The sequence below is a fragment of the Thiohalocapsa halophila genome (genome assembly GCF_016583825.1).
GTDB lineage: Bacteria > Pseudomonadota > Gammaproteobacteria > Chromatiales > Chromatiaceae > Thiohalocapsa > Thiohalocapsa halophila.
Genome location: NZ_NRRV01000038.1, coordinates 19,726 through 38,210, shown reverse-complemented (window position 1 = coordinate 38,210; position 18,485 = coordinate 19,726). Strand labels below are relative to the sequence as shown.

The 18,485-nt window shown below is 69.0% G+C and carries 14 protein-coding genes; 8 read left to right on the top strand and 6 right to left on the bottom strand.

From position 1 onward, the window contains the following. The first annotated feature begins 264 nt into the window (after window positions 1–264). The 7 genes from CKO31_RS15405 (at window position 265) to CKO31_RS15375 (ending at window position 8,278) form a co-directional block, all read left to right on the top strand. Window positions 265–1,764: a CmpA/NrtA family ABC transporter substrate-binding protein gene (locus tag CKO31_RS15405; protein ID WP_200239232.1), complete on the top strand. Its 1,500-nt coding sequence runs from the start codon at window positions 265–267 to the stop codon at window positions 1,762–1,764. 252 nt (window positions 1,765–2,016) lie between these two features. Then, complete coding sequence (gene ntrB / locus CKO31_RS15400) at window positions 2,017–2,847, top strand: nitrate ABC transporter permease (RefSeq protein ID WP_200239230.1); 831 nt, start codon at window positions 2,017–2,019, stop codon at window positions 2,845–2,847. 5 nt (window positions 2,848–2,852) lie between these two features. After that, window positions 2,853–3,821 carry an ABC transporter ATP-binding protein gene (locus CKO31_RS15395; RefSeq protein WP_200239227.1) on the top strand — a complete coding sequence of 323 codons (969 nt, stop codon included), beginning with the start codon at window positions 2,853–2,855 and terminating at the stop codon, window positions 3,819–3,821. 69 nt (window positions 3,822–3,890) lie between these two features. Further along, on the top strand, window positions 3,891–5,315 hold the full coding sequence (locus CKO31_RS15390) for a CobW family GTP-binding protein (protein WP_200239225.1): 1,425 nt from the start codon (window positions 3,891–3,893) through the stop codon (window positions 5,313–5,315). Window positions 5,316–5,335: 20 nt separating this feature from the next. Continuing rightward, the gene (locus CKO31_RS15385; RefSeq protein ID WP_200239223.1) at window positions 5,336–6,454 is read left to right on the top strand and encodes a WD40 repeat domain-containing protein; all 1,119 of its coding nucleotides are present in this window, start codon (window positions 5,336–5,338) and stop codon (window positions 6,452–6,454) included. A 209-nt stretch (window positions 6,455–6,663) separates the two neighbouring features. Continuing rightward, window positions 6,664–7,317: a HupE/UreJ family protein gene (locus CKO31_RS15380; protein ID WP_200239220.1), complete on the top strand. Its 654-nt coding sequence runs from the start codon at window positions 6,664–6,666 to the stop codon at window positions 7,315–7,317. 103 nt (window positions 7,318–7,420) lie between these two features. Next, complete coding sequence (locus tag CKO31_RS15375; RefSeq protein ID WP_200239218.1) at window positions 7,421–8,278, top strand: sulfurtransferase; 858 nt, start codon at window positions 7,421–7,423, stop codon at window positions 8,276–8,278. 122 nt (window positions 8,279–8,400) lie between these two features. Here CKO31_RS15375 and CKO31_RS15370 read toward each other — a convergent pair whose 3' ends face one another. Together CKO31_RS15370 and CKO31_RS15365 are read right to left on the bottom strand one after the other, a co-directional pair. Continuing rightward, window positions 8,401–9,690, bottom strand: a complete 1,290-nt coding sequence (locus CKO31_RS15370; RefSeq protein ID WP_200239217.1) for an ABC transporter substrate-binding protein — start codon at window positions 9,688–9,690, stop codon at window positions 8,401–8,403. Then, window positions 9,656–11,392 (bottom strand): chloride channel protein, encoded by a 1,737-nt coding sequence (locus tag CKO31_RS15365; RefSeq protein ID WP_322789155.1) that lies wholly within the window; start codon window positions 11,390–11,392, stop codon window positions 9,656–9,658. Before CKO31_RS15365 ends, CKO31_RS15370 begins: the two co-directional genes overlap by 35 nt. 368 nt (window positions 11,393–11,760) lie before the next feature. On the opposite strand from CKO31_RS15365, the gene CKO31_RS15360 reads away from it, so the two are divergent. Next, entirely contained in the window at window positions 11,761–12,630 is an 870-nt protein-coding gene (locus CKO31_RS15360; protein ID WP_200239214.1) for a class I SAM-dependent methyltransferase, read from the top strand. A 79-nt stretch (window positions 12,631–12,709) separates the two neighbouring features. Here CKO31_RS15360 and CKO31_RS15355 read toward each other — a convergent pair whose 3' ends face one another. From CKO31_RS15355 to CKO31_RS15340, 4 genes are all read right to left on the bottom strand, one after another. Continuing rightward, a complete protein-coding gene (locus tag CKO31_RS15355; RefSeq protein ID WP_200239212.1) occupies window positions 12,710–13,714 on the bottom strand; it encodes an aldo/keto reductase in 1,005 nt (334 codons plus the stop codon). A 351-nt stretch (window positions 13,715–14,065) separates the two neighbouring features. Further along, window positions 14,066–15,874, bottom strand: coding sequence for an ABC transporter substrate-binding protein (locus CKO31_RS15350; protein WP_200239210.1), 1,809 nt, complete (start codon window positions 15,872–15,874; stop codon window positions 14,066–14,068). Window positions 15,875–15,994: 120 nt separating this feature from the next. Continuing rightward, window positions 15,995–16,729 (bottom strand): MIP/aquaporin family protein, encoded by a 735-nt coding sequence (locus tag CKO31_RS15345; protein ID WP_200239208.1) that lies wholly within the window; start codon window positions 16,727–16,729, stop codon window positions 15,995–15,997. Next, window positions 16,726–18,396: a glycerol-3-phosphate dehydrogenase/oxidase gene (locus CKO31_RS15340; protein ID WP_200239206.1), complete on the bottom strand. Its 1,671-nt coding sequence runs from the start codon at window positions 18,394–18,396 to the stop codon at window positions 16,726–16,728. The genes CKO31_RS15345 and CKO31_RS15340 overlap by 4 nt, the downstream gene beginning before the upstream one ends. Window positions 18,397–18,485: the final 89 nt, after the last annotated feature.

Below are 18,485 nucleotides of genomic sequence, written 5' to 3'. Positions count from 1 at the left end.
CAGAAACAGGCTTTCGATGCCTGGCAGACCGCTGGCACGCGGTTTGCTTCCAGTGCCCGTGTCAGCTGCGGCGCAGCAACCGCCGCAAGTGCCGACCGGGTTGCGCCGTACGAATAGCGCGCAGGCTAGGGACCGGCTGCACTCCCACAGGGCAGATCGAGACGCCAAACAACCGAAACCAAGATCGCTTGCAACCACTGCGCCAGTCGGCGCAGTGCAGGCGTGGATGCCAATCCTGAGCACCTCCCAACCAAGGGGAAACCGATGTCGTACCGAAGCCTGGGCAATCCCTTCGACGCTAACGCCGACCTCCAGCATGGACCCGCCTGCAACTGCCCCATTTGCGTGTTCAAGCGCGAGCAGGAGGCGAGCGCCTACGAGTGCACCGAGTCCGAGATGACCGAGCGTCTGGAGCGCGCGGTGTTCGAGGACGCCGCGACGGACACCGGCGCGGCGTCGTCCGCCCTTGCCGCCGCCGGCGCCAGCCGGCGCGAGACCTTCGACTCCCCCGACGACATCATGGACCGCGCCATCGAGAGCGCCATCGTCCGCGGGGTTTTCGGCCACAACGACATGAGCCGCCGCCAGTTCCTAGGCGTCGTCGGCGGCGGCACGCTGGCGAGCATCCTCGGCACCATGCTGCCCATGGACAAGATCAAGGCGGCCGCCAAGGAGGAAATGGGCGCGCTCGAGAAGGCCAAGCTCAAGGTCGGCTTCGTGCCCATCACCTGTGCGACACCCATCATCATGGCGCACCCGCTCGGCTTCTACGAGAAGTACGGGCTGGACGTGGATGTCATCAAGACCGCCGGCTGGGCCGTCGCCCGCGACAAATCCCTGTCCGGCGAGTACGACGCCTCCCACATGCTCACGCCCATGCCGCTGGCCATGACCATGGGCGCCGGCTCCACCGCGGTGCCCTATCGCATGCCGGCTGTGGAGAACATCAACGGCCAGGCCATCGTCCTGCACAACGACCACAAGGACAAGCGCGACCCGAAGGACTGGAAGGGCTTCAAGTTCGGCGTGCCATTCGACTACAGCATGCACAACTTCCTGCTGCGCTACTACGTCGCCGAGCACGGCTTGGACCCGGACCAGGACATCCAGATCCGCGTGGTGCCGCCGCCGGAGATGGTCGCCAATCTGCGCGCCGGCAACCTCGACGGCTTCCTGTCGCCGGACCCGTTCAACCAGCGCGCCGTTTGGGAGAAGGTGGGCTTCATCCACATCCTGACCAAGGACATTTGGCCCGGTCACCCCTGCTGCGCCTTCGCGTGCTCGGACGAGTTCGCCGAGACCATGCCCAACACCTATTCGGCGCTGCTCAAGTCCATCATCGATGCGACGCACTACTCGCAGAAGGCCGAGAACCGCAAGGAGATCTCGGCGGCCATCGCGCCGAAGAATTATCTCAACCAGCCGGTGCCGGTCATCGAGCAGGTGCTCACGGGGCGCTTCGCGGACGGCCTCGGCAATATCCAGGACGTGCCGGACCGCATCGACTTCGATCCCTTCCCCTGGCATTCCATGGCGGTGTGGATTCTCACGCAGATGAAGCGCTGGGGCTATGTCGAAGGCGATATCGACTACAAGGCCATCGCCGAGCAGGTCTACGTGGCCTCCGACGCGGCCAAGTACATGAAGGAGCTCGGCTACGAGCCGCCGGATAAGACCTACGAGAAGTACACCATCATGGGCAAGGAATTCGATTGGACGAAGCCCGAGGAGTACGTGGAAAGCTTCGAGATCAAGCGCGCTTGATGACCAACGCGGCATGAGGCCCGCTCCCACTGTGATCTGGTATTGGCCAAGGACGGCCACTCAGCAGCGGCCTTATTGACCTAGGTAAAATCGCCAAGGCGCTCGGCATTGACCACGGATTGCCCCATGAGCGAATGACACCATAGTCTTCACCGCAGGGCTCATTGCATTGAGCGAGCCCTTGCACGCCCCGTATCGCCGGGGTCAACGCATCGCGCCGAACAGCACAACGACCCCAACTGAATCAGAGCTATGCTCCAATCACTCAACGCCCGTGCCGTACTGGTCTCCCTGGTGCTGCTGGTGGTCACCCTTGGCCTCTGGCAGCTGAGCCACAAGGCCCCCGAAGTGGACACGGAAATGACCGAGTATGAGCGGCTCATGGGCGGCGCCGACCAGGAGGCTCGGGTTCCGCCCCCGTCGCAGGTCATCGGCCTTGCGGTGGAAGAGCTCTCCAACCCTTTCTACGACGCCGGGCCCAATGACAAGGGCATCGGCATTCAGCTCGGCTATTCGATCTTCCGGGTATTGACGGGCTTCGGGCTAGCGGCGCTGGTGGCCATTCCGCTCGGCTTTCTGATCGGCATGTCGCCGCTGATGTACAAGGCCCTGAACCCCTTCATCCAGGTGCTGAAGCCCATCTCACCGCTCGCCTGGATGCCATTGGCGCTCTTCATCATCAAGGACTCGGAGACGTCGTCCATTTTCGTGATCTTCATTTGCTCCATCTGGCCGATGCTGATCAACACCGCCTTCGGCGTGGCCGGCGTGCGCAAGGACTGGGTCAATGTGGCTCGCACCCACGAGCTGACACCCATGAACACCGCCTTTCAGGTCATCCTGCCGGCGGCGGCACCGACCATCCTGACCGGCATGCGCATCAGCATCGGCATCGCCTGGCTCGTCATCGTCGCCGCGGAGATGCTCGTCGGCGGCACCGGCATCGGCTATTACGTCTGGAACGAGTGGAACAACCTGGATCTCACCAGCGTGATCTTCTCGATTCTGATGATCGGCCTCGTCGGCATGCTGCTGGACATGGCGCTGGCCAGCGCTACCCGCCTCGTGCAATACCAGGAGTGACGACCATGGCAGAGCAACACTTCCTCGACATCACGCACCTGGCCAAGCGCTTCGACACCGAGCACGGCGAGCTCACCGTCTTCGACGACGTCAGCTTCGGCCTCGACAAGGGCGAGTTCGTCTGCATCATCGGCCACTCCGGCTGCGGCAAGTCGACCATCCTCAACGTCCTCGCCGGGCTCGACTCACCCAGCGGCGGCGAGGTCTACATGGCCGGCAAGGAGGTCCGCGGGCCGTCGCTGGAGCGCGGCGTGGTCTTCCAGAACTATTCGCTCTTGCCCTGGCGCTCGGCGCTCAGCAACGTGGAGTTCGGCGTGCGGGCGCGCTTCCCGGGCTGGAGCAAGTCCCGGGTGCGCGAGCACAGCCTCCAGTATCTGCACATGGTTGGACTCAAGGACGGCGCCGAGCACCGCAAGCCCTCCGCCCTCTCCGGCGGCATGCGCCAACGCGTGTCCATCGCCCGCGCCTTCGCCACCCAGCCGCAGCTGCTGCTGCTCGACGAGCCCTTCGGTGCCCTGGACGCCCTGACCCGCGGCACCATCCAGGACGAGCTGCTCAAGATCTGCGCCGAGACGCACCAGACGGTGTTCATGATCACCCATGACGTGGACGAGGCCATCCTGCTGGCCGACCGCATCCTGCTCATGACCAACGGCCCGCACGCCCGGGTTGCCGAGTCCGTCAAGGTCAGCATCGAGCGCCCGCGGGACCGCACCACCATCGTGCACGACGCCGGCTACTACCCCATCCGCACGCACCTGGTGGACTTCCTGGTGTCCCGGTCCCGCGAGCTTTCCGACCGCGACGACGCCGTGCGCGATGCGGGCCACACCCGCGAGGTCCAGGCCGAGGCCATGGCACCGGTGGAGGTGGACCCCGCGGCCGACGCCCGTGCCGAGGCCGCCGGCTTTGCCCGACCGCACGCGCCCGATCCGCACGCGCCGCCGCCGCTCAAGGCCGTCAACGGCAACTGAGGTCGCACCGATCGCCGAGCGACGACCGCACCCCAACAGATCATCGAGCACACCACTGGACCCGACCCCATGACCGCATCCTGCGCGCTTGAGAGCGAGGGCTTCGCGCCCCGCCCAGACCTCGACCCGTCATTCGACCCGGCCGACCCACGGGTGCCGGTGACCGTCCTCACCGGCTTCCTCGGCGCCGGCAAGACCACGCTGCTGAACCGCATCCTGACGGAGCAGCACGGCCACCGCATCGCCGTCATCGAGAACGAGTACGGCGAGATCGGCATCGACCACGAGCTGGTGGTGCAGACCGACGAAGAAATCTTCGAGATGAACAACGGCTGCATCTGCTGCACCGTGCGCGGGGACCTGATCCGCATCCTCGCCCGGCTGATGCGCCGCAAGCACAAGTTCGAGCGCATCATCATCGAGACCACCGGCATGGCCGACCCGGGCCCTGTGGCCCAGACCTTCTTCATGGACGAGGAGATGAAGGCCAAGCTGCGCCTCGACGCCATCGTCACCCTGGTGGATGCCAAGCACATCACCGAGCACCTGGACGACTCCGACGAGTGCCGTGCGCAGATCGCCTCCGCCGACATCCTGCTGCTGAACAAGTCGGACCTGGTCTCCGCCGACGAGCTCGCCGCGCTGGAGCAGCGCGTGCGCGGCATGAACCGCCTGGCGCGGGTGCAGGCCACCGAGCACGGCGGCATCGACCTGGATCAGGTCCTGGATGTGCGCGCCTTCGACCTCGAGGCACGCGCCGCCGAGACGCCGGAATTCCTCCAGGAAGAGCTGCCCTTCGAATGGGCCGGGCTCTACGACCTTACGCCCGGCACCTACGAGCTTGCCTTGGCTGCGGGCCCGGACCCGACCATCGACCTCGTCCTCGGCGGCCCCGGTCTGGAGCATGAAGCAATCTTTGCGGACTGGAAGCGCCGCAGCATCCTGCTCTACTCGGGCGATGCCGAGACCCGCTCGGGCAGCGCCGACGATGCCCCCGCCGAGCCCGGCGAGACCCTGTACCGGCTCACCGTCGACGCCACCGACGGCGCCCGGCTCAGGCTCCGGATCCCCGCCGCCGGCCGCTACGTGCTGCTCACCCAGCACCTGCCGGAGGAATTCGACATGCAGCTTACGGACGCCGCCGGCGGCGCGCCGGCGCCCGTCGCCGAGCACCGCTACGCGAGCCCCCACGAGCACGACGACAGCGTCGGCTCCGTCGGCGTGACGGCCGGCGAGCTGGACCCGAGCCGCTTCGAGCAGTGGATCACCAACCTGCTGCGCACCAAGGGCCCGGACATCTTCCGCACCAAGGGGGTGCTGGCTTTCCGCGGCCGGCCCAACCGCTTCGTCTTCCAGGGCGTGCACATGCTCTTCGACGGCGACGACGGCAAACCCTGGCGGGACGCCGAGCCCCGCGGCAGCGAACTGGTGTTCATCGGCCGCAACCTGGACCGGGCCGAGCTAACGGCGGGGCTCAGCTGGTGCTCGGCCTAGCCGCCTCACTACCGACGGTGATGCAGGAACGCTGGCGGCATCAGCTGCCGGAGGCGGTCACCGCGCTGCGCTGGCGGCCCGCCGGTACGGACAGGCACAGCGGCGCCGACGAGGAACTGCTGGCCGCCGGCGCCGACGGCTGGATCCGCACCCATGCCGGCGCCGACGGGGCCGAGCGCCTCGCCTGGCAGGCCCACGACGGCGGCGTCACCAACCTCTGCCTACGCCCGCGGCCGAAGCAGCCAGCCAATGACCTGCCGGCCGTCCTTGCCAGCGCCGGTGAAGACGGCCGTGTCGCGCTCTGGGACACCCGCGGCGGTCTCGTGGCGACCCTCGCCGAAGAATCGAGCTGGGTGGAGCACCTGACCTGGACAGGGGACGGCCGGCTGCTGGCCGCCGCCGCCGGGCGCAGCATCCACCTTTGGCGGGGCGAGGAATCCCTCGGCGTGTGGTACGACGCCAACCGCTCCGTGCTGGCGCTGGCCTGGGCACCGGACGGCAAGCGCCTCGCCACCGCCGCCAACAAGGGTCTGCACCTGTGGCAGGTGGGCGGCGATGCACCGGTGCAGCTGCTCCAGTTTCCGGGGGCGCCGGTGGTGCTGGGCTGGCGCCCGGACGGCAAGGCGCTCGCCGTCGGCACCCAGGACGGCTTCCTGCAGGTGTGGCGGCAGGCCAGTCGCAGCCAGGGCTCGAAGGGCACCGGCCGCAAGGGCGGTTCCTCCCAGCTCACCATGCGCGGCTATCCGGCCAAGGTCAGCTGCCTGGACTGGCATCCAACGCGCTCGCGCGTCGCCACCGCCGGCGGCCAGGACCTGGTGCTCTGGGACATCCCCGCCGCCGGCGAGGGCAAGCCGACGCCGCTGCGCCTGCACCACACCGCCGTCACGGCGCTCGCCTATGCACCGGACGGCGCGCTGCTCGCCTCAGCCGACCGCGACGGCCGCGTCTGCATCTGGTCCGACACCGGCGCCCCGCTCCAATCCCTGAGCCTGGACGCCGAGGTGGCCTGCGCCGTCTGGAACGCCGAGGCCTCCGCCATCGCCTTCGGCTGCACCGACGGCAGCATCATGGTGCTGGATATCGAGCCGGGCGCAGGCTCCGGCCAGCACTCACAATCAAAGCGCTCGCAACCAAGCTGATTCGGGCGCTCGACTACGAAACGGCCTACGAAAAACAAGGCGATTCAACAGCGCGTAATAACCGCAGACCACCCTGAGACGTGCCGAAGGACGGCAGAGGTCTACCGCCTCGCAACACATGCGCCGCGGCCCCAGCCGCAGCATTCGAGCCCATCGCGGCATCCGAGCCCAAGAGTTCCGCAAACCCCCTGTCCCGAGGTGACACCATCATGACCCGAAGCAGCCACGCCGCCATCCTCAACGCCGTCAGCGCCCGCATCGCTACCGCCACCACCGGCCTCCTCGCCACCGCGCCGGCACTGGCCCATCACCCCATGGGCGGTATGACGCCAGAGACCATGACCCAGGGCCTGCTCTCCGGCCTCGGCCATCCGATCATCGGCATCGACCATTTCGCCTTCCTGGTGGTCGCGGCCCTGCTCGCCTTCACCGTCACCGGCACCGCCCGCTGGCTGCTGCCGGCGGCCTTCATCGGCGGCACCGTCGCCGGCACCCTGATCCATGTGCAGGCGCTCGGCATCCCCGCTGCCGAGCTGCTGGTGGCCGCGAGCGTGCTCGCCGGCGGCGCCCTGGTGGTCTCCGGGCGCAAGCTCGGCGCCGGCGCCCTGGCGCTGCTGCTGGCGGGCGCCGGCATCTTCCACGGGTATGCCTACGGCGAGGCCATCATCGGCGCCGATGCTCCGGTGCTCGGCAGCTACCTCGCCGGCTTCGCGCTGGTCCAGTACGCGGTCATGGCCGGCCTGCTGCTGGGTCTCGGCCGGCTCGCCACTCGCTCCGAGGCCACGACGAGCACGCTGATCCGCACCGGCGGCCTAGGTGCGCTGGCCGTGGGTGGGCTGTTCCTGGTGACCGGGCTCGTCTGAGCCGCCAGCTCGAATTCGAAATCGCAGCGCTGACCGCGGCGTCGCCCTGCGCGCCGCAGGTCACCCCTTTGCCTGATACAAAACTCCAGACGAGAGCAGTCCGATGCACGAGAACACCCTGATCTCCCCCGAGCAACTTCACGGCATGATGGACTCGCTGCCGACGGTGATCATCGACACCCGCGCCCCCGAAGCCTACGCCGCCGGCCATATCCCGGGTGCCGTCAACATCCACGACATCTTCACGTATTTGGCCACGTCGGACCCCGAGGGCATGGCCGCCCTAAAGGGCAAGTTCGCCGACGCCTTCGGTGCCGCCGGGCTCTCCGGCGACGAGGTCGCCGTGCTCTACGAGGACACCATGAGCTCCGGCTACGGCCAGTCCTGCCGCGGTTATTTCTTGCTCAAGTATCTGGGCTATCCGAAAGCCGTCGTGCTGCACGGCGGCTACCAAGCCTGGATCCACGACGGCTACGAGAGCAGCACCGAGGCCGTCTCGCCCGAGCCGAAGACCTTCCCCGTCGATGACGGCGCCGCCGACATCATGCTGGACAAGGACGCGATGCTGAAGTCGCTGGACGACCCGAGCGTCATCAAGCTCGACGTGCGCGACGTGGACGAATGGGTGGGCCTGAGCTCCAGCCCCTACGGCGTCGACTTCTGCCCCCGCAAGGGCCGGCTCCCGGGCGCCAAGTGGCTGGAGTGGTACCGCGTCATGAAGCCCGGCGACGTGCCCGTATTCAAGACCAAAGAAGAGCTGGCCGCCGAGTTCCAAAGCGTCGGCATCAAGGCCGACTCCAAGGTCTACCTCTACTGCTTCAAAGGCGCCCGCGCGTCCAACACCTATGTTGCCCTCAAGGAAGCCGGCGTCGACGATGTCGGCATCTACTTCGGCTCCTGGAACGAGTGGTCCCGGGATCCGGCGCTGCCGATTGACGAAAGCCGCCCGAGCTTGGGCTGATTAGCCAACCGCTGCGACGTACGTCCGCAGCATCTGCGAACGACAACGGGCACTGCAGGCCCCCTGGCGCCGGATACCGGGGGTCGCGGTGAGCGGCGCGGCACTTTGCCGCCCAGCGGCCGCTACGGCTTCAGGCGCAGGCCGCCCGACAACGCGGGGTCGCCCAGGGCGTACTCCGTCAGCCAGCTCCGAAACAGGCGGCGAATGCGGTCATGCGTCCATGCATACCACTCCACGTCCTTGACGATGGTGTTGCGGTCGTTGAACGGATGGGTCGGCAGGTGGGGCTGCATGTCGATGCCGGTGCCGATGTGCCCCGAGACGCGGCGGCTGGCGGAGCGGCGCGTCGGGCCGTAGGGCAGGTGGCGCGCGAAGCGGGTAAGCGCGTCGGTGCTGGTGGCCCAGCGGATGAACCGCTTTGCCGCGTCCAGGTGGCGGCTGCCGGCGGTGACGGCCCAGTTCTCCAGCTCCTGGATCTGGCCGTCCCAGAGGATCTCGATGGGGGCGCCGCGGTCGGCCATGGCGGCGAAGAAGCGGCCGTTGTAGCCGGTGGCCATGACCACGTCGCCCTGCTCCAGCAGCCGCGCCGGCGTGGCACCGTCCTGCCACCAGACGACCTGCTCGGCGATGTCCGCCAGCCGGGCCAGGGCCAGGCGCAGCCCGCGGCGGGTGCTGAGCAGCCGGTAGATGTCTGCGGTGGGGACGCCGTAGGCATGCAGGGCCCACTCCAGGTTGCCGAACGGGGCCTGCTGGAGCGCCCGGCGGCCGGGGAAGCGCTCCAGGTCGAACAGGTCCGCGACGCGGTCCGGGCGGATGCCGGGGAAGGCGCGGCGGTCGTAGGCGATGACCGTGGCATAGGCGGTGTGGGCGATGCCGCAGCGGGTCAGCGCGCCGGCGATGAAGTCGCGGCGGGCGGGGGTGCCGTCCGGCGACGGCGGCAGGTCGTCGTGGGGCAGCGGGCGCAGCAGCCCCTCCCGGCAGGCGGTGAGGGTATCGCTCATGGTCATGTCGACCACATCCCAGGTCACCTCGCCGTCGGCGTGCTGGGCGCGCAGCTCAGTGAGACCGCCGTCGTACTGCGCCACCCGAATCTCGATACCGGTGCGGGCCGTGAAAGGCTCGAACAGCGCCGCACGCTGGGCCTGCTCATAAGCCCCGCCCCAGGTGGCGATGGTGAGCATGGGCGGATCGCCGGTCGGCGCCGCCACCTCCGCCCTCGGGGCTGCCGGCGGCGCGCCCGTCGCAGCCGCAGGCGCGTCCGGCTGGTGCATGTAGGCCGGGTTGGGCGCGGCGAGCAGCGCAGAGCCCGGCGGCAGCACCATCGCCAGGACGAGCCCGCACATCAGCAGGTGATCCGCCGCGGCATGTCTGCCCGGCTTACCCGCCACCATGTTCCTCCCGTCTGACGGCATCCAGGGTCTCCACATGGGCCCGGGACAGGGCCACCTCCGACAGCACGCCCACGAGCCGGCGGCCGCCGCGCTCCACCACGGGCAGGGCCTCGCCGGTGAGGGTGCGCGCCTGGTCCACGGCCACCCAGAGCGAGCTGTCGGCGGCCACCACCGGGCGCTCGGCCTCGGCGGCGTCCAGCACCGGCGCCGCGCCCTGCCCGCGCCTGGCCTCCAGCGCGGCCAGGGTGACGGTGCCGCGGTAGCTGCCGTCGGCGTCCACCAGGTAGCCCTCGGCGCGCCCGCGGCGCCCCAGGGTGTCGATGGCGGCGGCAATGGGCAGGTCCGGTGCCAGGGTCACCGGCGCGGGCTGCACCAGGGGCGCGATGCGCTCGCCCTGGAGCAGCGCCCGACTGCGCCCGGCGGACAGGTCCAGCCCACGCCGGCGCAGCTGCACGTCGAAGAGCGAGCGGCCGAACACCCGGGCGCTGGTGAGGTTGGCCAGCGCGACGCTGGCCAGCGCCGCGGTGGTGAGCGTATAGCTGCCCGTCAGCTCGAAGATGATCAGCAGCGTCGCCATGGGCGCGCCGATGACGGGCGCCGTCACCGCCACCATGCCGGCGACGGCATAGACCACCATGGTCGCCTGGACACCGCCGGTGACGAGCGCCACCGCGTTGCCGCACAGCGCCCCGAACAGGGCGCCGATGAGCAGCGCCGGGCTGAACAGCCCGCCGCTGAAGCCGAAGCCCAGGCACATGGCCGTCGCCAACAGCTTGGCCACCAGGATCAGCGCCAGCTCCGGCGGCGGGATGGCGCCGGCGATGGTGGCGAAGCGCAGGGTCTCGGCGCCGATGCCGAGGATGTCCGGCACCCACAGCGCCGCCGTGCCCAGCACCGCCCCGGCGGCGGCCGGGCGCAGCACCCGCGGAATGTGCGAGCGCGGCGCGAGCCAGGCGGCGCCCAGCACCGCGCGCATATAGGCCGCCGCCACCAGGGCGCCGGCGGCACCCATGGCCAGGAACACCAGGTATTCCCAGCGGTGGACGATCTCGGCGGCGGCGACGTGGAACAGCGGCGGGCGCTCGAACACCAGGTCCTCGATGACATAGCCGGCGATGGCCGCCGCCGCCACCGGCGCGAAGGCCCGCAGCGCGAAGTGCCGCAGCACCACCTCGTGCGCGAACAGGATGCCCGCCAAGGGCGCCTTGAAGGCCGTCGCAATGGCCGCCGCGACCCCGCAGGCGATGGCGATGTTGTCGTCCGAGCGCCCGGCCCGCAGCAGCCGCGCCCCGACCGAGCCGAGCGTCCCGCCCATGTGCACCAGCGGCCCGTACTGCCCCACCGAAGCCCCGGACCCGAGCGACACCAGGCTGCTCACCGCCGACAGCAGGCCCGGGCGCAGCGGCAGCCGGCCCTGGCGGGTCTGCACCGCAGCGATGACGTCCGGCGGCCCGTGCGGGCGCCCCTCGGCGATGAAGCGATGCAGCAGCCCCACCACCAGGCCGCCCAGCGTCGGCACCGCCACGGCTGCCGCCGCAAGCCAGGCGCGGTGCTCGAACATCATCCGCGCCCGCGGCGAGATCAGCAGCCAGTCATTCAGCGCGAAGATGGCCAGCACGAAGCTCGCCGTCAGCAGTCCCACCACCAGCCCGACAACCGCGCCCAGGGTGACGACGAGGGACAGATTGAGCTCGGCCCCGCGGGGATGGCGGTGATCGGTCACTGGTGCGAATTCCAACGGCAAGGGAGGCAGGCGACCACATGTTGCGCTCAGGTCACACCGGAGTCTGCCCAAGGGTGCCCCGCGCGGCAAGGTCAAGCGCCGCCGACATCCAAGCCGCAACCCAGCCTTGCGCACCATCGAACCCGAAAACATCGTGCGGGATCGGCGTGCCGACGCCTGCGCTCGTTCCCGGGCTCCGCCCGGGAATGCGGTCACGAGGCTCCGCCTCGCGGTGCTACCTTGTGCTCGGGAGGCAGAGCCTCCCGGCTGGGCTCCCGAGCGGAGCCGGGGAGCCAGTGCGGACGGCAACGCGGCCGGCAGCGGTGCCAATATGGCCAATCCTGCCGACTTACCGGGATAATGGCGGGATGGGGTCCGACGCGCAGGCGACGATGGCGGAGCACTACATCCACGGCTTCAGTGAGGCGGAGCGCCAACGCCTGATGGCGCAGGCGCGAATGCTGGCGACACCAGTGTTCGGCGGGCTGGATTTGTCCGGCGACCGCAGCCTGCTGGAGGTGGGCTGCGCCGTCGGCGCCGAGCTTCAGCTGATTGCGCAGCGCGCCCCGCATCTGACGCTCACCGGCGTAGACCTGAGCAGCATGCACCTGCGCGCCGGCCAAGCCTGGCTCGCCGGGCGCGAGCAGATCCGCCTGCTCCAGGGCGACGCCCGCGCCCTGCCCTTCCCCGACGACAGCTTCGATGTCGGCATGACCATCTGGGTGCTGGAGCACTTGGCCGACCCCGAAGCCGTGGTCCGCGAGCTGTTGCGGGTGGTGAAGCCCACAGGCCGGATCATCCTCACCGAGGTCGACAACCATACCTTCGGCTTCGACCCGCCGCAGCCGGCCATTAGCGCCTGGTGGGACGCCTTCAACCGCTGTCAGGCGGAGGTGGGCGGCGGCGATCCCTGCGTGGGCGCCAAGCTGCGGGGCATTGCGGCATCCCTCGGCGCCGAAGTGCTGGCGGAAACGCCCCGGCTGGTCATCAGCAGCGCCGATACCAGCCGCGAGCGCACCGAGCAGCTCCGGTACCTACGCGAGCTATTGGCATCCGGCGCGGAGCGCATGCTAGCGGCAGGCTATGCGACCACGGCGATGCAGCAGGCCATGGCAGCGGGCTTCGACACCGTGCGGGCGGACGCCGACATCGCCTTCCGCTACGGCGCGGTCAGGCTGGTCTGTCGCAAGCCGCAGCCGGCAGGGGCAGACGACCCTGCGCTTTCATTGCCGCGCTGAGCACTCGGGCCCAGTCGGGCCATGGCCCAGCTTGACCGTAACGCCGGGCAGAGCGCCGGCCCGCACCACTCGCGCGGCCTCAGGCGCCTTCCTCCCGCGCCGCGGGCGCCATGAACTCGGGCCCGGCGGGGTCGGTGACATGCTCGGCGATGATGGCGTCGATGGTCGCGATGGCGTCGGCATCCAGGTGCCAACCATCGATGCTGCTCACCGCGTCCAGCTGATCCGGCCGCCGCGCCCCCCACAGCGCCACGCTGTGGCCCGGCTGGTCCAGCAGCCAACGCAGGGCCAGCGCCATGACGTCCTTGCCCGCGTGCTCGCGGGCGAAGCGGTCCAGGGCATCGACGGCGGCCAGGTATTGATCGAAGCGCGGCTGCTGGAACTTGGGGTCCACCTGGCGCAGGTCGTCGCCCTCGAAGACCCGGTCCCGCGACATCCGCCCGCTCAACAGGCCGCGGCACAGGGCGCCATAGGTGAGGGTACCGATGCCGTGCTCGGCGCAGTAGGGCAGCACCGCGTCGCCCAGCGCGCGCTCGAACAGGTTGTAGGGCGGCTGATTGGCGTGCAGGGGCGCGACGGCGCGAAAGGCATCCATCTGGGCCACATCGAAGTTGGACACGCCGATCGCGCGGATCTTGCCGGCCTTGTATAGCTCCGCCATGACGCTGGCGGTCTCCTCCATGGGCACGCGCGGGTCGGGCCAGTGGACCTGATAGAGGTCGATGCGGTCGGTGCGCAGCCGGCGCAGCGAGTCGTCCACCTCCCGCTCGATGCGCGCCCGGGTGGCCTCGCGCCACAGGCGCTCGTGGTCATCCGACCAATTGATGCCGCACTTGGTGGCCAGCACCACCTGCTCGCGCAGACCGTGCCGGGCCAGGGCCTCGCCGACGATGGACTCGGCATGGCCCATGCCGTAGACCGCCGCGGTGTCGATGACATTGATGCCCAGGTCCACGGCATGGCGGATGGTGTCGATGGAGCGCGCCTCGTCGGTGCCGCCCCACATCCAGCCGCCGATAGCCCAGGTGCCGAGCCCGATGCGCGAGACCTCGAGATCGGTATCGCCGAGGGTGGTGTACTCCATGCTGTCCTCGTAATGGTTGGTTGCTGAGCGGCGAGGCGCCGGTGCTCGGGAACCCCTCGTCTTGGCCGGCGCCGCCGGGAGAGTCCACCCGGCCCATAAGCAAGGCCTATGCCAGCGCCTCCAAACGCTCCGGGCGGCGATCTCGGCAGCGTCCGCCGTGGCCTTTGCCCCGCCGGCTGGTGGACCACAACCAAACGAGCCAGACTGAACGCCACCTGCGCCGAGCGGATGCAGCAATTCGCAAGGCCGCCGGGCATGTCATCAACATGCCGGCACCTGGCCGCGGGCCAGGGAGCGAAGATCCTGCAACCGGTGTTGACCGAGCTTGCCTGACGGCGGCATCCGCCCTGCTCAAACAGGGCCCACACGACCGGCGCGCCAAGCGCTCAACAGTGTTTCGTAGTCGACCGTGCGGCCGCGCTCGCTCGACTCGGCGCGTTGCGGCTTCGGTGCACCCGGCCGCGCGAGCCAGTCTTTCGGGTCCTCGCGCTCGTTCAGGCGGGGCTCGCAGCGGGCCAGTGTGCCCGCGGCGGTGATGCGCGCCAGGGTCTTGTCCTGCGCCCGGGCCAGCTCATCGAGAACCTGCTGGGGCGACTGCTCGCCGCGCACGGCCTTGCCGATGCGGGTCCACCAAAGCTGGGCAAGCTTAGGGTAATCCGGCACATTGAGACCGGTGGGGGTCCAGGCCATACGCGCCGGGCTGCGGTAGAACTCCACCAGCCCGCCGAGGCGGGGCGCAGCCTCGGTCATGGCCTCGGAGGCGAGGTCGCTCTGGCGGATCGGAGTCAGACCCACCAGGGTCTTCTTGAGCGACACCGTCTTGCAGGTGCAGAACTGGGCATAGAGCCAGGCGGCCCGGCGGCGGGCCAATGGCGTGCTGGCGAACAGGGTCCAGGCGCCGCAATCCTGGTAGCCGAGCTTCATGCCGTCCTCCCAGTAGACGCCGTGGGGAGATGGCGCGACGCGCCACTTCGCGCTGCCGTCGGGACCCATCACAGCGGCGCCGGGCTTGATCATGGCCGGCGTGAACGCGGTGTACCAGAACACCTGCTGGGCGATGTCGCCGCGGGCGGGCACCGGGCCGGCGTCGCTGAAGTCCATGCCGCGCGCCTCGGGCGGCGCATATTCTTGCAGCCAGTCCAGGTACTTGCGCAGCGCGTACACCGCCGCCGGGCTGTTGGTGGCGCCGCCGCGAGCCACGGCTGAGCCCACCGGATGGCAGCCCCGGGCGCGGATGCCCCATTCGTCCACAGGGACGCCGTTGGGCAGCCCCGGGTCACCGACACCGGCCATGGCAAGCCAGGCGTCGGTGAAGCGCCAGCCGAGCGACGGGTCCACCTTGCCGTAGTCCATGTGGCCATAGACGCGGCGCCCGCCGAGCTCGCGAACGCGGTTGGTGAAGAAGTCGGCGATGTCTTCGTAGGCCTGCCAGTTGACGGGCACCCCCAGGGGGTAGCCGTAGCGATCCTGGAAGGCGCGCTTCAGGTCTTCGCGCTGAAACCAGTCGTAGCGGAACCAGTAGAGGTTGGCGAACTGCTGGTCCGGCAGCTGGTAGAGCTTGCCGTCCGGCCCGGTGGCGAAGGGCAGCCCGATAAAGTCATCCAAGTCCAGCGTCGGCAGCGTAACCGGTGCACCATCACCCGCCATCCAGTCGGACAAGGGCACCACGGCATCGCTGCGGGTATGGGTGCCGACGAAGTCCGTGTCGTTGACATAGGCGTCGTAGAGGTTGCGCCCGTTGCGGGTCTGTTGCTGGATGCGCTCCACCAGCTCGCCCTCGTGCAGCAGGTCGTGCTGAACCCGGATGCCGGTGATCTCGTGGAAGGCGCGGGCCAAGAAGCGCTGCTCGTAGACGTGGGTGGGGATGGTCTCTGACACCACGTGGATGCGCTGACCCCGGAAGGGGGCGGCGGCACGAATAAAGAAGTCCATCTCCGCCAGCTGGGCGTCGACGCCCAGGGTGCTCGGCGTGAATTCACCGAGCACCCAGCGGCGGGCGGCCGCCGCACGCATGGGAGGCGACGGCCCCGCTTCGGCGAAGCCCCGGGCGATGGGCAGCAGGGATGCTGCCGCGAATGTCGCGGCGCTGCGCAAGAAGCGGCGCCGCCCGATCTGCGCCCGCTCGGAGCGGGTCGGGGGCGGATTCGGGCGTCGGCTCATGGCGGGCTCCAATGCGGACATGCTTGCGGCGCGTGGCTCGTGCTGCGTGCATCCGCCCGACGGGCCTGGTCTCGGCCACGCCGCGGCGGCCGCCCCGAGGACGCCGCGATCCGGGCGGCGTCAGCGGAATTGCACGCTGGTCGGATCCTGCAAGACCAGGTACAAAAGCCCCGCGAGCCCGGCGCCGAGGATGGGCCCGATCACCGGAATCCAGGCATAGCCCCAATCGCTGTTGCGCTTGCCGCCGGGCATGGGCAGCAGCGCATGCACCAGCCGCGGGCCCAGATCGCGGTCCGGGTTGATGGCATAGCCGGTGGTGCCGCCGAGACTCAAGCCAATCGCCAGCACCAGCAGCCCCACGGGCAGCGCATCCAGCGCGCCAAGCCCGAACACCGACACCGCCAGGAAGAGCACCGCGAACACCAGTACGAAGGTGCCGAGGACCTCCGAGAAGAGGTTCGACGGCACATCCCTGACCGCGGGCGCCGTGCAGAAGCAGGCGAGCTTGAGATCGCGGTCGTCGGTTTGCGCAAAGTGCGGGCGATACAGCAGCCAGACGGCAGCGGCGCCGAGCATGGCACCGACGAACTGCGCCAGCAAATAGGCCGGCACCTTCGCCCACTCGAACTTGCCGGCCACCGCGAGCCCGACGGAGACGGCCGGGTTCAGGTGCGCGCCGCTGAAGGCGGCGACGGTGAACACGGCCACGAACACGGCCATACCCCAGCCCCAGGCGATGACGATCCAGCCGGCGCCGTTGCCCTTGGTGCCGGTCAGGACGACGTTGGCCACCACACCATTGCCGAGCAGGAGCAAAATCGCCGTGCCGATGATCTCACCGAGGAATGGGCTCATGCCGTCGCCGCCTCGGGCTGCAGCGACTGCGCCGGGGTGACGGCCCGCGACTCACCGAAGTATTCGTCGTAGCGGGCCTGGGCCTGGTCGCCGAAGAGGATGCGGCAGGCCTCCATCAGACCATCGGCGTGCTGGATGGTCTGCCGCGGCACCACCAGGGCGATCTTGGAGCGCCGGCGCAGGAAGTCTTCCAGCTTGACGATCATCTCTTGGCGCTTGGCGAGCTGAATCTCGCAGCGCAGATAATCCGTGCCCTTGATCAGCACCTCAGCCTGACGCGGGTCCTCGCGGATCTGCGCCAGCAGCTCGAAGGCCTGCTGATCGTAACGGCGCCACAGCCGCGACGACAGCGATTCGATGGACTCGGGCGAGGTCAGACCGTCCAGATCCATGAGCTTGGCCTGGTGCATGTATTCCTCGTACACCGAGCGATGCGGCTCGCCGTACCAGCGGTAGTGCGCAAAGGGCAGCGCAATGCCGAAGCCGCTGACGATGGCCGAGACTTCGTCGCCGACGTTGACGCAATCGGTGAGCTTGCCGCCATAGATGGTGAGATGCCGGTTGGCCCGATCCACGTCGATTTCGTGCTTGCGCGAGAGCTGCATCCAGTCCCTGTCGGCGCCCTCACCGGCACCGTCCGCACGGCGGCGTACCACCAGCGGGCGCACGCCGCAGCGCTCGGCAATGATGTCCTCGCGCATGAGTGGTTTCGCCAGACGCAGGCGCTTATTGATGTTCTCCAGCACGAAGTCGCGGTCGGCGTCCGTCACCTGGGTGTAGGGGGTGTCCACCCGGGTGTCCGTGGTACCGATGCAGGTGCGCACACCCATGGGAATGACGAAGAAGAGCCGCCCGTCGTCGGCGAAAAAGGTCAGGATGTGCCGGTGCTCGGTGATCTGGGGCACGATGAGATGGATGCCCTTGGAGAACAGATGCTGGTGGGCGGTCTCTTCGCTGGTGAGCTGGTTGTGATCGTCGGCGAAGGGGCCCGCGGCGTTGATGAGCGCGCGCGAGCGGATCTCCAGCAGCTTGCCGGTCTCGGTGTCGCGGGCACGGGTGATCCAGAGGCCGTCTTCATCACGGCGCGCCCCTAGGGACTCCACATAGTTGGCCGCGATGCAGCCGCGGTCCATGGCGGAGTGCACGAACTGGAAGACGAAGCGGGAGTCGTTGTCGTGCAGATAGGCATCCGAGTACTCGAAGCCGCCGGCGGCCCGCGCCGTGTCCACCACCGGCTCTTCCCGCTCGATCTGGCGCTTGGCGAGAAGTCGCGGCGGCTTGGTGTAGCCGTTGCCGAACAGCCAGTACACCCAGGTGCCGAGCCACAGAAACCAGGGCGAGAAGCGAAAGCCGTGGTCGATGGTGGCGAAGAAGCGGATCTCCTTGACCCGGCTCGGGTAGCTGTCGATGAGGTGGTTACGGCTCAAGCAGAGCTTGCGCACCAGGCCATAGTCGCCGCTCTCCAGGTACTTGATGCCGCCCCAGGCCAGATTGGACGACTGCTGGCTGGTGAAGCCCGCGAAGTCACGCTTGTCGATGAGCGCGGCGCGCGCACCTTTGCCGGACAGGGCCGCGGCGGAGACGGCACCATTGATGCCGCCGCCGATGATGAGCGCATCGAAGACGCCCTCGGACAGCTTGGCGATGTTATTCTCACGCAGGGTCATGTCACTGGACCTCGGCTCTTGTCAGCGGGGAGCGGCCTGGGCGACCGTGGAAGCGCCATCCTTGCCGCGATGACTTCCAGGACATTGCC